We start from the raw sequence: 14,069 nt of genomic DNA, 5'->3' as shown, positions 1-14,069 counted from the left end.
TCAACGCCCTAGGGAAACACACAAAATTTAAACCTCTAAACTCCTAATCACCCTGCACGGATTCCCCGCTGCAAACACATCGTTTGGAATATCTCTAGTAACAACACTTCCTGCTCCAATAACAACTCTATCTCCTATTGTTACACCAGGACAAATGACTGAGCTACCTCCTAACCAAACATCTTCACCTATTGAAATTGGCTTAGCCGACTCCAAACCTGAAGCTCTTTCTTTATATCCCATCGGATGGGTAGCTGTATAAATATGAACATTAGGACCTATTAACGTTCTTGGTCCTATTTCTATAGGCATTACATCTAACAACACGCAATTGAAATTAAAATAAACTTTTGCTCCCAATTTAATATTGTAGCCATAATCACAAAAAAATGGTGGTTGTATTTCTATCTCCTCTTTTGCCTCAGGCAATAATACACCTAATAGTTTTTTACGCAATTTCAAATCCTTCTCACTAGAGTCATTAAATTCTTTTAATAACTCCCTTGCATTAATTCTTTCTTGAACCAATTCACTATCCGCCGCATTGTACAATTCACCAAACAACATTTTTTCTTTTTCAGATTTCATTTTTACAATTATTGATAAATAGTGAATACTTAGATTACTTCAAATAGACCTATTCATCTCCAACGGGCATACCTTCCTTTTTCCAGGCATTCATTCCCCCATCTAAATGATAAACCGACTTATAACCTTTATCTTTTAAAAATTTCACCGCTTTTCTACTTCGATTTCCCGACCTACAATACACATAAAGCTTTTTATCTTTTGGTAAATACATATATTGCTCTTCAAATTCGGGTCCTAGAATATTCAATACTTTTGCTCCTTTAATTTTTCCTGTGATCACTTCTTCTGGCGTTCTTACATCTAACAAAAAGCTATTTCCATTTCTTATTTGAATTGCAAATTCAGTTACAGAAAGATCTACCTCTGATTGATCTACTTTTCTTTGACACCCCCCAAAAACAGTCCCTAGAATTATAAGTATTATCGTAAAATTATGTTTCATTTCATCTATTTTAGATTCTAAATTTACATATTATTTTCTACCTTAATAAGAACTATTCACTCATTATTCATTCTTTTTTGATTCTAATAATTATAACATATCTTGCCATATATTTAGACAAAAACAGTGATGAGAAAAACCTTATTAATTACGACCGCAGTTCTAGGCATACTAACCATTATACTTGGTGCCTTTGGTGCTCATGCTTTTAAAGAAATTCTGTCTGATGACTCTTTAAAAAGTTTTGAAACTGCCGTACGTTATCAAATGTATCATGTATTAGTATTGTTATTTATAAACACTACTCAGATACTATCTGAGAAGATTAAAACCTACACCAGTTTTGCTTTATTAGCAGGAATATTTTTGTTTTCTGGTTCTATTTATGCAATCACCATTGGAGGTATTCCAGCAAAATCAATTTGGTTTATAACCCCGCTAGGAGGATTGGTTTTGATCGGATCATGGGTCACACTACTTGTTGGATTTATAAAATCTAAAACGGTTTAACTTTATATTTATATTCCACAAACTTGAAATAATTATAAAGTTTATAATCTACTTCTATACCGTAATCTATATTCACATCATAATCAATTTGTTGCTCGTATATATTAGGTGAATACCTTTGCGGATTTCTAGCTCTAATATTCCATTCTGTGACGTAAAATTTATTCTTTGTTCTATAAAACTCATCAGAATAATACCATCTAGGTTTTGCAATACTATTTAAGTACGTTTGAAAACCTTGATCAATAATAATGATCTCATATTCTAAACTATCATTTGCAATTACAACCACCTCTTCAGAATCAACCTGAGAAGACACTTTCTCTTTTGTAGTTTTACATGAAACCATAAAGACCACAACACAGCAAAAACAGATATACCTCAGAACCATAATTCATTATTTTACAGCATAATTTACAAATTTCATCAGAGCATAAAAAATTAAATTTATCACAAAGTTCCTATATTTGCTTGGACAGGAATTCAGGTTATGGCAAAAAAAATAAAAGATCCAGGTTTAGGATACATCTCTAACGAAAATGTACAGAGTTTTATTACTCCAGAAGGGGCTTCAAATGTACTTCACCTCAATAGATCCAGAAATTTTGATGACTTATACACCTATCTACTAGGACTGTCTTGGGGAGTATTTCTTTTATTGGTGAGTCTTGGATTTATATTATTAAACACTTTTTTTGCACTCATCTATTTATGGATAGGAATTGAAGAACTCACCATACCATCTGGTTATTGGTGGGAAAATTTTCTCAATGCTTTCAATTTTAGCGCCCAAACAATTACAACCGTAGGCTATGGTGCTATATCTCCTACGGGAATACTTAGCGGTGTAGTATCTTCTTTGGAAGCTTTGGCAGGCTTGATGAGTTTTTCTTTTATTACTGGTTTACTATATGGTAGATTTTCTAAACCAAAACCATCATTAAAATTCAGCAAATCTTTAGTAGTAAGAGATTTTGAAGAAGAAAGAGCACTCATGTTTAGGCTCGCTAACAAACGAACCACTATCATGATTGAACCTGAAATCAAAGTTACTTTAACTATTACTGAAAAGGATAAAAAAGGAACGTTCAAAAGATCCTTTTTTCAATTGGAATTAGAACGTGACAAGGTCTCTTATTTACCAACCATGTGGACCATAGTTCACAAAATTGATAAAAACAGTCCTTTGCACAAATACAGCAACAAGGAACTTTTAAAACTAAAAGCAAATATTTATATCTTGTTTCAATATCACGAGGAATCATATGCCCAAAAAGTATACAAGATGCACTCATATGCCTTTAACAACTTACTAGTTGACACCAAGTTTACCTCATCAGTAAAATTCAGTAAAGAGGGGCAAATCATTTTAGACCACGACCTGTTAAATCAAACAGAACCTGCAGATTAGTGTATTAAAATTCTCAGAACTATAAATACAAATATCACCACAACACAGGTTATTCCTACTTTGTAGCCTACATTTTTATAATGTAATTTATGACGCTGTATATCTTTTCTATAACTCCATATCATTAAAGCTACAAACGCTACAACAAAAAAACCGGCAAAAGCCAATTGACCACTACTAAACATAATTTTGTATTTTAGGCAAAAATAATCAAAACAATAAGGAAAATTATCTTTTTAACTACAAAAAGAACAATTTCAAAATCATACTTTAAAATGAAAAACAAAATAAAAGCAGTACAAGAATTTCACGAATCTTTTAAGCTTGGAATCAATGAGGCACCGATAGCAAATTTAGGAACAGCAAAAAACAAGTTACGATTCAATCTAATGGCTGAAGAAAATGAAGAATATTTAGAAGCCGCTGAGAACAATGATATTGTTGAAGTTGCAGATGCTTTGGGAGACATGCTTTATATATTATGTGGAACTATTTTAGAACATGGAATGCAACATAAAATTGAAGAAGTTTTTAACGAAATTCAGCGAAGCAATATGAGTAAACTTGGTAAGGATGGAAAACCTATTTATCGTGAAGATGGAAAGGTGTTAAAAGGGCCAGACTATTTCAAACCAAATATCGAGGAAATCCTAAACTCTTAGTTTATCAAAAAACAACGAACATCCAACAAGGAAAACTCATAAATCAAATAGCTATCCTCACATTTCACTGCCATACATTCAGCATTTTTTGATCGAAATTCACAAGAACAAACAACCGAAAAAAACACTCCCTAAAAATAGTGAGTTTCAAAATATGACATAAATTAGGATTGCTGTAATTACTACAATCAAGTACCTTTGTTGCACCCCTAAGAATGTTTTTAAAAGATGTAATTACACATCTTTTAATCAAAAGAAACATAGTATGAATAATCCTATTTATTTTCAATCCATTGAGAAATGCATTGACTTTGACTGTAAACGAATTGCTAGAATCGTTGGGAAGATTGCTATGAAAAAGAACTTCTTACAGGTACATCTAGTTTTATAATTTTATTGTAAAACTAGATTACACAAAGTCTTTATTAAAAAAGCCTCCTCTATTTTCTTTTCTTTTCATCGAAAATTTACAAATAAGATAAGCCGTAGTGATTAAATTTCTTAATTCACATAATTCAACAGAAATAATTGATTCCTTATACAATTCTTCCGTTTCTTCATAAATAAAGCTAAGTCTTTTTTCGGCACTTTTTAGTCGTCTATTAGACCTTACTATCCCAACATAATCACTCATTATTTTTTGCACAGCAGAACGACCATGTGTAATCAAAATATTCTCTTTATTTTGGGAGGTATTAGCAGTATCCCAATCAGGCACACTCTCATTTAAATCAATACTTTCTAATCTAGAAATACTTTTCACGTAACTACGCTGAGAGTACACTAATGCCTCTAACAATGAATTAGAAGCCAATCTGTTTGCTCCATGCAACCCAGTGGAAGTACACTCTCCGCATGCAAATAAATTATCTATGGAAGTCTGACCATGAACATCCACTTTAATACCACCGCAAATATAATGTGCAGCCGTAACAACAGGTATCCATTTCTTTCTAATATCGATACCTAAACTCTTACATTTATCTAGGATATTTGGAAAATGCTTTTTGAATTTTTTATAATTTAAATGAGTGCAATCTAAAAACACATAATCATCTCCACTAGCTTTTAATTCTGTATCAATTGCTCGAGCAACAATATCTCTAGAAGCTAATTCTTCACGATCGTCATATTTCTTCATAAAAAACTCACCCTTTGCAGTTCTCAATCTAGCTCCAAAACCTCTCACCGCTTCAGAAATTAAAAAAGCTGGTGACTCTTGTGGCAATTGATACAAAGCCGTTGGATGAAATTGAACAAATTCAACATCTTCTATTTCTGCTTTTGCACGATATGCCATTCCTATTCCATCACCCGTAGCAATTAACGGATTTGTAGTAGTAGTATAGGCCTGTCCACTTCCTCCAGAAGCAATCATCGTCATTTTTGACACTATTGTTTTAACTTCATTGGCCCTTTTATCTAACACATAAGCTCCAAAACAAGTGATCCCAGATTTTTCATTTTGCAAATCAGGCTTTAAATGATGCTCTGTTATAAAATCTATTGCATAGTGTTCTTCAAATATTTCAATATTCGAAGTTTTAGAAATCATTACTAACAAGGCACGTTCAATTTCGTAACCTGTAATGTCTTTATGATGTAAAATTCTGTTTTGAGAATGACCACCTTCTTTACCTAAATCAAAGTCTCCTATATTATTCTCATCAAACTGAACTCCCCAATCAATCAATTCCTGAAGTCTATCCGGTCCTTCCTCCACAACCATACGAACCACCTCTTCATCACAAAGTCCGTCACCAGCAATTAATGTATCTTGAATATGTTGCTCAAAAGAATCAATATTTAAATCATGCACCGTAGCGATCCCTCCTTGGGCGTACTTGGTATTTGATTCGCTTTTATCATCTTTAGTAACAATAATGACATTACTATTTTTATGATGATGTGCTACTCTTAATGCGTAGGTTAATCCTGCAATACCAGACCCTATTACAAGGTAATCAGTTTTGATCATTTTTTTTCTTTGAGAGATATTAAGTAGGTATCTATTAAGACAAATCTAACATTCTTTCGATTGGCAGTAATGCTTTTGCCGCCATTTCAGGAGCCACATCAACATCTGGCAATTCATGTTGCATACAGGTATACAATTTTTTCATCGTATTTAATTTCATGTAAGCACACTCACTACAAGCACAGGTATTATCTTCATCTGCAGGAGCTGGGATCAATACTTTATTAGGTACTTGCTTTATCATTTCATGTAATATTCCAGCTTCCGTAGCCACAATAAACTTTTCTTTTTTACTCTCCCTAGCATACTTCAACAAACCTGCAGTAGAACCAATAAAAGAAGCTGTTTTAAGAATATGTGCAGGAGACTCAGGATGCGCAATAATTTCAGCATCTGGGTGTTCTGCATGTAAATCCAATAATTTTTCAATTGAAAATGCTTCATGCACCATACAAGCCCCATCCCACAACAACATATCTCTACCTGTTTGTTTATTTAGGTAATCTCCTAAATTTTTATCTGGTGCGAAAATTATTTTCTGATCTTTAGGAAAAGATTCTATAATTCTAACCGCGTTTCCTGAAGTACAAACAACATCACTCATTGTTTTAATCTCAGCTGAACAGTTGATATAAGTTACCACTTTATGATCTGGATGCGCTTCTGTAAATTTTTTAAAATCAGCTGGAGGACAAGAATCAGCTAAAGAACAACCTGCCTTTAAATCAGGAAGTAAAACCTTTTTTGTTGGATTTAAAATTTTTGCAGTTTCGGCCATAAAATGCACTCCTGCGAAAACAATAATATCAGCATCTGTCTTTGCAGCTTCTTGTGCTAATGCTAAACTATCACCAACAAAATCTGCAATATCTTGAATTGCATCTTCTTGATAATAATGTGCTAAAATAACAGCATTTTTCTCCTTCTTTAATCTCTGGATTTCTTTAACATAATCAATCTTTTCTGGAGTTTCAACATCCAAAAAACCTTTAGAAATCATGTTATTTTTAGCTTGTTCTAATGTAGTATTCATAATATTTATATCAAAAAGATAGGCACTTCTATATCCCAAAAAACTTGTGCAATTGAATTACACAAGTTTTATATTCATTTTATCACTGGACTATATTTCTCTAACCTTATATGTCCAACCGAATTTATCTTCGGCTTTTTTCGTTTGTATACTTGTAATTTTTTCTTTGAAAATCGAAGCATAATTATTTTCCGTTTTAGGCAACTCATAATCAGTCCCTCTAAAACTAAACCCTAAAATAGGATTGATTACCGCAGCAGTACCTGCTCCAAACATTTCTTTCAACGATCCGTTTTTTGCGGCCTCTTCAATTTCATAAACAGAAATAGTTCTTACCTCTACTTCAATTCCTAAATCTTTAGCTAAGGTTAATACACTTTTACGTGTTACACCATCTAAAATTCTATCAGAAGTTGGAGCTGTAATTAACTTATCTCCTACTCTAAAGAAAACATTCATCGTTCCTGCTTCTTCCAAATTTTCATGCGTGCTTGCATCGGTCCAAACTACTTGCTGGTACCCTGCATCATTAGCCAATTTTGTTGGATAAAACTGTCCTGCATAATTTCCAGCACATTTTGCAAACCCTACACCACCACTTGCCGAACGGCTATAAGTATCTGCAAATAATACTCTAACCTCTCCACTGTAATAAGATTGCGCTGGAGAACATAAAATCATAAACTTATATTCTTTTGCAGGATTGGCAGATACGCCAGACTCTGTTGCAATCACAAATGGGCGGATGTACAAAGAACTTCCTTCTTCTTTTTGAATCCACTCTTTTTCAATGTTCAATAAAGTTTCTAAGCCATCAAAGAACATTCCTTCTGGAAATTCAGGCATTGCCAATCTCACTGCTGATTTGTTTAACCTTTTTTGGTTTTCATCGGGTCTAAACATCCAAATTTGATCTTTCTCATCTTTGTATGCTTTCATCCCTTCAAAGATAGCTTGACCATAATGAAAGACTTTTGCAGAAGGATCTAAAGAAATAGGACCATAAGGTCTAATTTTAATAGCTTGCCATTTACCATCTTTGTAATCACATTCTAACATGTGGTCTGTAAAGACGTTTCCAAAAGAAAGATTACTAAAATCTATTTGTGAGATTTTAGATTCTGCTACTTTTTGGATGTCGATTTCTGTTGTTTTGTCTAATATCATGATCTAAATTGTTTGTTATAAACAAGACTACAAAAATAACACTTTTATTGATAATAGGCATATTCTTCTATGAATTATCGCATCAAATTGACACATCATTTTTATGAAAACAAATAAAACATCAAAACTTTAGCAATCCTAAAAGCTTTAGGTATATTTGTTACCTAATTAATAATTCGTTTTGAAAAGAGAAATCATCATAACTTCTGACGGTTCTACAACCATACACATGCCTGAATGGGACGAACAGTACCACTCTAAACATGGTGCTATTCAAGAAGCTTATCATGTTTTTATTAAAAATGGATTAGAAACACATCAGAAAAAAGATTTATCAATTCTAGAAATTGGTTTTGGTACAGGGCTTAATTGCTTCATCACCTTGTTAGAGGCTGCCAAAAAAAACTTAAAAATTGATTATACTGGTGTAGAGGCATACCCAATTCAGGAGGATGAAATTCTTCAATTGAATTATGTTTCAGAATTAGAAGCTAGAAATTTTTCTCATAAATTTGAGGAAATGCATCTATTCGATTGGAATAAAAGACAAAAAATTCACGAAGATTTTTACCTAACAAAAAGACAACAATTCATCAAAGACATTGATGATGTTGAAAAATTTGACTTGATTTATTTTGATGCCTTTGGAGCTCGCGTTCAACCAGAACTTTGGACAGAAGAAATTTTTCAGAAAATGTACAATTCTCTAAACGAAAATGGCGTGTTAGTCACTTATTCTGCTAAAGGAAGTGTACGAAGAGCAATGATTGCTGTTGGATTTACCGTAAGTAGACTCCCAGGACCTCCTGGAAAGAGAGAAATGCTACATGCAATAAAAATCACTAAAAAATAAAAAGCCTTTTCGTTGGAAAAGGCTTTTTTATTATCTCTAAAATGATTCGTGTTATATCATTTTTAAGTTATTTAATTCTTGTTCTGTCAAATGTCTCCAATGACCTCTTTGAATATTTTTCTTGGTCATCCCAGCAAAAATAACTCTATCTAATTTTACAACCTTATATCCTAAAGTATCAAAAATCTTTCTAACAATTCTATTTCTCCCTGAATGGATTTCAATTCCTACCTCTGATTTTGATTGTCCTTCAACATACGCTACATCATCAATAAACACTTTCTTCCCTTCAACCATAAACTCGCCTGTACTTAATTTTTGCAAATCACTTACCGCGAATTTTCTATCTAAAGAAGCGTGATATAATTTTCTCACATTATGCTTTGGATGTGTCAATTTTTTCGCCAACTCACCATCATTCGTAAACAACAATAATCCTGTTGTATTTCTATCCAAACGACCTACAGGATAGATGCGTTCTTTTGTTGCCATATGTACCAATTCCATTACCGTTTTACGACCTCTTTCATCGTCCATAGTGGTAATATAATTCTTAGGCTTATTTAGCAAAACATATCTCTTAGTTTCAGGGTTGATCAAGGTTCCGTCAAAACGAACTTCATCTGTTAATTGTACCTTGTACCCCATTTCAGTAATCACCTTGCCGTTTACCATAGCACTACCGGCAGCAATTAAAACATCTGCCTCTCTTCGAGAACAAACACCTGAATTAGAAATATACTTGTTCAATCTAATTCCTCCAACATCATTTTTTACAACTTTAGCAGGCGCTGATTTCTCAAACTTACTTGGACGTTTTTTGAATCCACTAGGTTTTTTATCAAAGCTCCCTTGAGAAGTATTCTTTCTTTTTGGTGCCGAATTATTAGATCGTTGTTGTCGTCCTCTCGACGAGTTTCTTTCTGTACTCATTTTAAAAAATTTATTTTTTGCAAAAATACAGTTAAAAATTGATTTACATCTTGAAAATTTAGGAAAAGAAAAACACCCTATATTTTCTGTAAAACTCTAGATATCAAAACAGAAGTATCTATCAACATCAAACTTAAAACTCCTAACACAATTAAAAATTTAAGTATATTATGTAACATATTGTATTGTTTCATGCTCTCGGCTTTCCATAAAGCTATCGGAAAAAACAAAAAAATCACGAATACTAAATAAAAATAATATTTCATTTCTCCAATCTCTGGATACTTCCATAAAAAATAAATTGGATTCAAAGACACTAATACGATCACCGAAATTAAGATTTTTGTAAATCTTTCTCCATATTTTACGGGTATGGTTTGATAATCATTCACAAAATCTCCTTTAATTCCTTCCAAATCTTTTATCAACTCTCTAATGGTTATAATAAAAAACAGAAAAGCCGCATGGGTGAAAATTATTTCTGAAATGTTTTTATGATAAACAAACACAACAAAAAAAGGCAACATAGCAAGCACCGCAGAGGACAACAAACCAGCAAGAGGATATTTTTTTAATTTATGCGAATAAAACCAAATTAAAAAAATATAAACAGCAAAGAAAACTGCTGCTCTCCAAGAGACTATAAATCCCAACATAAAACCGGTAGCATTAAGCACAAAGTAAGTTCTAAGCTTTGTTTTTTGGCTTACAAAATTATCTATTTTAGACTTAATGGGTTTGTTAATTTTATCAACCTCAGAGTCATAAAAACTATTTATTATATAGCCGGCAGCAATTACCAAACTAGTGGCAAATACTGTAATAAATAAATGCGCATCAAAAAGAATAGTTTTTAATGGTTTCTCTGGTGAAAAAATAAAAATAGACGCCAAGTATTGTGCCACCACAACCACCAAAATATTATACCCTCTCATGACAGAAAGCATACCAATGATACCGTAAAAAACTGGACGTTTTAATTTTTTGTTCTGCTCAGCAATTTCTAATAGATCCATTTTAAAATCTATAAACTAACTCTAAATTATAGGCGCTAAGTTGTTTTTTTACTTTTTCATAATCTTTGGCAAAACCTAAAATATATCCACCTCCACCTGAACCACAAAGTTTCAAGTAATAATCATTTGAATCAATTCCCTGTTTCCATAATTTATGAAATGCTGATGGAATCATAGGTTTAAAGTTATCAAGAACAACTTTTGATAAACTTTTCATATTAGAAAACAAAGACTTTACGTCTCCTTGTAAGAAATCTTCAATACAAGAATCTGTATGCGCAGCAAACTCTTCACTAAACATTTTCCTAAAGCCTTCACTTTTCATTTTGTTCATGAAAATATTTACCATCGGCTCCGTTTCACCAATTATTTTTGAATCTAACAAAAATACGGCTGCCTTTCCATCCTTTTGATATGGAATACCGGTAGGTTCAACATTCGTATTTGATTTGATTAAAATAGGCAAACTCAAATAGCTATTTAAAGGATCTAAACCAGAACTTTTTCCATGAAAAAACGATTCCATTAATGAAAAAATCTGCTTTAATTTCAGCAATTTTTCCTTTGTAAGATTTTCAAGAACTGTAATTTTATCTAATGCATATTTATCATAAATAGAAGCAACTAAAGCCCCTGAACTTCCCACTCCATATCCTTGAGGGATACTAGAATCAAAATACATACCATTAGAAACGTCTTTTTTCAAACTTTCCAGATCAAACTGAACTAAATCAGAATCTAATGCCGATAAATAGGTATATAACTTTTGTAAATTCGCATTTGACTTTTGTGCCTCTTCAGTGTTTTCTTCTGAAATTTTTAACGCACCTTGGTAGTGGTTATAAGGGATTGCCAAACCTTTGGAATCTTTTATAATTCCATACTCTCCAAACAATAAAATTTTGGCATAAAATAAAGGTCCTTTCATACAAGTTAAAATTTAGTCATAGCATTGCAAAGATAAGCAAAAATAAACAGTTTATTTTAGGTGCAAATATTCCTTTTCACAAAAACCTGCAGCAAATCACCTTACTATACCACTGACGTACAGTCCTTACTCTTGTGAAGTTCCATTATAATAGTACACCTTCCATACCCCAACACGAACCCCATTATGATACTGCCCTTGCTCCTTTAATTTACGATTTGGATAATACACTTTCCACTCTCCATTACGTTCATTATTAGTATAAGCACCCGATTCTTTTAAAACACCATCCTCATAATACACTTTACTAGGCCCGGTAAGTACTCCAAAATTATAGGTTTTTACACTTTTTAATCTACCTGAGTTATAATATATTTTATGAGAACCATAAGGAGAACCATTTCTATACAAAATTCGTTCACTTATATAAACTCCTTCATTATAATAGACCACTTCTCCTTCAAACTTATCTGATGTTTCAAGTAAAGAAATTCCTTTTTTTAATTTTAATCCGTCCTTTGTATAATCAACAAAATGATAGGAATCTTTAAACCTCACCTCTTTATGCTCTGACAACCTGTAATAGGTTGCAGAATCTTTTAATTGAACGTTCCAATCAGTATCAAACCAAATAGTATCTTTCTGCGAATACATAAAATTTATTGCCAAAAACAACAAACAAACCAACCCCTTAAGTTTCATATTTTCTACATTTCTATTGCACCAGACCCAACCTCATCGTGGATATAATGACCGTTTTGACAAAAACCAGCAAGTTCATTTGCTATAAATTCTTGTACTGTTTCTTTTTCTGAAATGGGGTATAATAAATGTACATTGGCACCTGCGTCCAAAGTAAAGCAAATATTAGAATTATTTTGTTTTCTATAATTCCATATTCTCTCAATGATTTCCAAAGTTTTTGGTTTCATCAATATAAAGTAAGGATGACTCGTCATCATCATCGCATGTAGCGTGAGTGCCTCACTCTCTACCAATGCAATAAACTCTGATACAGCCCCTGTTTCTAAAATAGTTTTCATTTTAGAAATATTACCATAAGCCTGTTCAAACCTATTTTTTGCAAAAGGATGGCCATGCATTAAATCATGTCCAACTGTGCTGCTTACTTGTTTTTCTCCTTTATCTACAAGCAACACTGTGTCTTGATAATGTTCAAATACAGGAGCAACTTTTCCAGAAAAAGGAACACCAAATAAATCTGAACTACCTTTTATTTCAGAATGCTCGCCCCAAACTACCAGTTCTCCTTTAATACTTCTACAAGCACTACCAGAACCTAAGCGTGCTAAAAAAGAAGCTTTTTTATAGAAATAGGCTTCAGAAATATCAGGATTTAATTGTTTTTCCAACTGCATCAAACACATCGAAATAGCAGACATACCACTTGCTGATGAAGCAATACCACTACTGTGCGGAAAAGAATTCTCAGAACTGATTACAAAATGATACTCTTTTATAAAAGGAACATAGATTGCAATACGCTCGAAAAACTTCTGAATTTTTGGTTGAAAAGAAGGTTTCTCTTCCCCTTCAAAAATAATTTTAAAACTAAATACATCCTCTTTCTTTTCTTTTTTTTCAAAAGTCAAAGAGGTAATTGTATGACAGTTATTCAAAGTAAAGCTTATAGATGGATTTTCTGGCAATTGAGGATCTCTTTTTCCCCAATATTTCACCAAGGCAATATTACTAGGAGTTTTCCATGTAGTAATACCGCTCTTTACCGTGTTTTGGCTAGAATTCGCAATAAAATCGTTTGTAGTCAAATCTTAAAATTTTTCAGCAAAGATACTTGTTTTACTTAAATAGACTCCAATCTATGCAACACATCTTTTTTGTACGATCTACTTATGGGAATTGCCTTTTTAGACACCTCAACAAACTCACTAGTAAATGACTCTATCTTAGGTACGGAAACCAAATAGGATCGATGACACCGCATAAATATTTCATATGGCAACCTTGCCTCAACACTAGAAATCGTTTCTCTGGTTACAACTGTTTTTTCTAACAAAACAATCTTTATATAATCACTCAGACTCTCGATATAACAAATTTCAGAAAAATTTATTTTTATCATTTTACGATCTGATTTCACAAAGAAAAAATTTGTCTTTTTTAATATTTTCTGTTCAGGCTCAACAGAAACCAATTCCTTAAACTCTCCAAGATATTTATAAACCGATTGTTGCAAACGGTCAAAAGAAATTGGTTTCAATAAATAATCCAAAGCTTGTAAATCAAAACCATCAACCGCATACTCTCTATGGGCTGTAGTGAAAATTATCTTTATCTTTTTATCAATAGATTTTGCAAAAGACAAGCCAGAAATCTCTGGCATATGAATATCTAAAAATATCAAATCAACTTTATTAGAAGCAATACAATTAAATGCTTCAATCCCATTTTTACAACTTCCCACAATCTCTAAAGCTTCAATTTTAGATAAAAAGTCTTCTAAAATTTTTCTAGCTATCGGCTCATCATCAACAATCAAACATTTTACTTTTTCCATCTTTTT

16 protein-coding genes are annotated in these 14,069 nt (G+C 32.5%); 4 read left to right on the top strand and 12 right to left on the bottom strand.

The genetic code is table 11. The features are described 5' to 3' along the window. Positions 1-27 precede the first annotated feature (27 nt). Together AC2DGP_RS14375 and AC2DGP_RS14370 are read right to left on the bottom strand one after the other, a co-directional pair. Entirely contained in the window at positions 28-588 is a 561-nt protein-coding gene (locus AC2DGP_RS14375) for a sugar O-acetyltransferase (RefSeq protein ID WP_484490756.1), read from the bottom strand. A 49-nt stretch (positions 589-637) separates the two neighbouring features. Then, positions 638-1,033, bottom strand: a complete 396-nt coding sequence (locus tag AC2DGP_RS14370; protein WP_484490755.1) for a rhodanese-like domain-containing protein — start codon at positions 1,031-1,033, stop codon at positions 638-640. A gap of 129 nt (positions 1,034-1,162) precedes the next feature. Here AC2DGP_RS14370 and AC2DGP_RS14365 point away from each other — a divergent pair, with 129 nt between their 5' ends. Next, on the top strand, positions 1,163-1,543 hold the full coding sequence (locus AC2DGP_RS14365; RefSeq protein ID WP_484490754.1) for a DUF423 domain-containing protein: 381 nt from the start codon (positions 1,163-1,165) through the stop codon (positions 1,541-1,543). Here AC2DGP_RS14365 and AC2DGP_RS14360 read toward each other — a convergent pair. Further along, positions 1,530-1,934 (bottom strand): DUF6146 family protein, encoded by a 405-nt coding sequence (locus AC2DGP_RS14360; RefSeq protein ID WP_484490753.1) that lies wholly within the window; start codon positions 1,932-1,934, stop codon positions 1,530-1,532. The genes AC2DGP_RS14365 and AC2DGP_RS14360 overlap by 14 nt on opposite strands. A 99-nt stretch (positions 1,935-2,033) precedes the next feature. On the opposite strand from AC2DGP_RS14360, the gene AC2DGP_RS14355 reads away from it, so the two are divergent. Further along, the gene (locus AC2DGP_RS14355; RefSeq protein ID WP_484490752.1) at positions 2,034-2,954 is read left to right on the top strand and encodes an ion channel; all 921 of its coding nucleotides are present in this window, start codon (positions 2,034-2,036) and stop codon (positions 2,952-2,954) included. Between the two features lie 275 nt (positions 2,955-3,229). Continuing rightward, on the top strand, positions 3,230-3,616 hold the full coding sequence (locus tag AC2DGP_RS14350) for a pyrophosphohydrolase domain-containing protein (RefSeq protein ID WP_484490751.1): 387 nt from the start codon (positions 3,230-3,232) through the stop codon (positions 3,614-3,616). A 409-nt stretch (positions 3,617-4,025) separates the two neighbouring features. On the opposite strand, the gene nadB is transcribed toward AC2DGP_RS14350, so the two are convergent. The 3 genes from nadB to AC2DGP_RS14335 form a co-directional block, all read right to left on the bottom strand. After that, the gene (gene nadB / locus AC2DGP_RS14345) at positions 4,026-5,594 is read right to left on the bottom strand and encodes an L-aspartate oxidase (RefSeq protein WP_484490750.1); all 1,569 of its coding nucleotides are present in this window, start codon (positions 5,592-5,594) and stop codon (positions 4,026-4,028) included. A 34-nt stretch (positions 5,595-5,628) separates the two neighbouring features. Then, positions 5,629-6,627: a quinolinate synthase NadA gene (nadA, locus tag AC2DGP_RS14340; protein ID WP_484490749.1), complete on the bottom strand. Its 999-nt coding sequence runs from the start codon at positions 6,625-6,627 to the stop codon at positions 5,629-5,631. Between the two features lie 90 nt (positions 6,628-6,717). Then, complete coding sequence (locus tag AC2DGP_RS14335) at positions 6,718-7,794, bottom strand: branched-chain amino acid aminotransferase (RefSeq protein WP_484490748.1); 1,077 nt, start codon at positions 7,792-7,794, stop codon at positions 6,718-6,720. Positions 7,795-7,975: 181 nt separating this feature from the next. Between AC2DGP_RS14335 and mnmC2 the strand changes: the two genes are divergently transcribed. After that, a complete protein-coding gene (gene mnmC2 / locus AC2DGP_RS14330; protein ID WP_484490747.1) occupies positions 7,976-8,647 on the top strand; it encodes a tRNA (5-methylaminomethyl-2-thiouridine)(34)-methyltransferase MnmC2 in 672 nt (223 codons plus the stop codon). Between the two features lie 51 nt (positions 8,648-8,698). Here mnmC2 and AC2DGP_RS14325 read toward each other — a convergent pair whose 3' ends face one another. The 6 genes from AC2DGP_RS14325 to AC2DGP_RS14300 form a co-directional block, all read right to left on the bottom strand. Further along, positions 8,699-9,580 (bottom strand): pseudouridine synthase, encoded by an 882-nt coding sequence (locus AC2DGP_RS14325; protein ID WP_484490746.1) that lies wholly within the window; start codon positions 9,578-9,580, stop codon positions 8,699-8,701. Between the two features lie 77 nt (positions 9,581-9,657). Further along, complete coding sequence (locus AC2DGP_RS14320; RefSeq protein WP_484490745.1) at positions 9,658-10,596, bottom strand: geranylgeranylglycerol-phosphate geranylgeranyltransferase; 939 nt, start codon at positions 10,594-10,596, stop codon at positions 9,658-9,660. A gap of 1 nt (position 10,597) precedes the next feature. Further along, positions 10,598-11,524 (bottom strand): mevalonate kinase family protein, encoded by a 927-nt coding sequence (locus tag AC2DGP_RS14315; RefSeq protein WP_484490744.1) that lies wholly within the window; start codon positions 11,522-11,524, stop codon positions 10,598-10,600. A 126-nt stretch (positions 11,525-11,650) separates the two neighbouring features. Further along, positions 11,651-12,178, bottom strand: coding sequence for a toxin-antitoxin system YwqK family antitoxin (locus tag AC2DGP_RS14310; protein ID WP_484490743.1), 528 nt, complete (start codon positions 12,176-12,178; stop codon positions 11,651-11,653). A gap of 53 nt (positions 12,179-12,231) precedes the next feature. Next, complete coding sequence (locus AC2DGP_RS14305) at positions 12,232-13,314, bottom strand: diphosphomevalonate decarboxylase (RefSeq protein WP_484490742.1); 1,083 nt, start codon at positions 13,312-13,314, stop codon at positions 12,232-12,234. A gap of 35 nt (positions 13,315-13,349) precedes the next feature. Continuing rightward, positions 13,350-14,063 (bottom strand): LytR/AlgR family response regulator transcription factor, encoded by a 714-nt coding sequence (locus AC2DGP_RS14300; protein ID WP_484490741.1) that lies wholly within the window; start codon positions 14,061-14,063, stop codon positions 13,350-13,352. Positions 14,064-14,069 lie beyond the last annotated feature (6 nt).

This window comes from Flavicella sp. IMCC45537 (assembly GCF_057197705.1).
Note: the sequence above shows the minus strand (reverse complement) of the source record. Positions and strands in the feature narration are given on the sequence as shown.

Excerpts from the sequence above, each read along its gene's own strand:
- AC2DGP_RS14375 (WP_484490756.1), bottom strand. The coding sequence starts at position 588 with ATGAAATCTGAAAAAGAAAAAATGTTGTTTGGTGAATTGTACAATGCG.
- AC2DGP_RS14370 (WP_484490755.1), bottom strand. The coding sequence starts at position 1,033 with ATGAAACATAATTTTACGATAATACTTATAATTCTAGGGACTGTTTTT.
- AC2DGP_RS14365 (WP_484490754.1), top strand. The coding sequence starts at position 1,163 with ATGAGAAAAACCTTATTAATTACGACCGCAGTTCTAGGCATACTAACC.
- AC2DGP_RS14360 (WP_484490753.1), bottom strand. The coding sequence starts at position 1,934 with ATGGTTCTGAGGTATATCTGTTTTTGCTGTGTTGTGGTCTTTATGGTT.
- AC2DGP_RS14355 (WP_484490752.1), top strand. The coding sequence starts at position 2,034 with ATGGCAAAAAAAATAAAAGATCCAGGTTTAGGATACATCTCTAACGAA.
- AC2DGP_RS14350 (WP_484490751.1), top strand. The coding sequence starts at position 3,230 with ATGAAAAACAAAATAAAAGCAGTACAAGAATTTCACGAATCTTTTAAG.
- nadB (WP_484490750.1), bottom strand. The coding sequence starts at position 5,594 with ATGATCAAAACTGATTACCTTGTAATAGGGTCTGGTATTGCAGGATTA.
- nadA (WP_484490749.1), bottom strand. The coding sequence starts at position 6,627 with ATGAATACTACATTAGAACAAGCTAAAAATAACATGATTTCTAAAGGT.
- AC2DGP_RS14335 (WP_484490748.1), bottom strand. The coding sequence starts at position 7,794 with ATGATATTAGACAAAACAACAGAAATCGACATCCAAAAAGTAGCAGAA.
- AC2DGP_RS14325 (WP_484490746.1), bottom strand. The coding sequence starts at position 9,580 with ATGAGTACAGAAAGAAACTCGTCGAGAGGACGACAACAACGATCTAAT.
- AC2DGP_RS14320 (WP_484490745.1), bottom strand. The coding sequence starts at position 10,596 with ATGGATCTATTAGAAATTGCTGAGCAGAACAAAAAATTAAAACGTCCA.
- AC2DGP_RS14315 (WP_484490744.1), bottom strand. The coding sequence starts at position 11,524 with ATGAAAGGACCTTTATTTTATGCCAAAATTTTATTGTTTGGAGAGTAT.
- AC2DGP_RS14310 (WP_484490743.1), bottom strand. The coding sequence starts at position 12,178 with ATGTATTCGCAGAAAGATACTATTTGGTTTGATACTGATTGGAACGTT.
- AC2DGP_RS14300 (WP_484490741.1), bottom strand. The coding sequence starts at position 14,063 with ATGGAAAAAGTAAAATGTTTGATTGTTGATGATGAGCCGATAGCTAGA.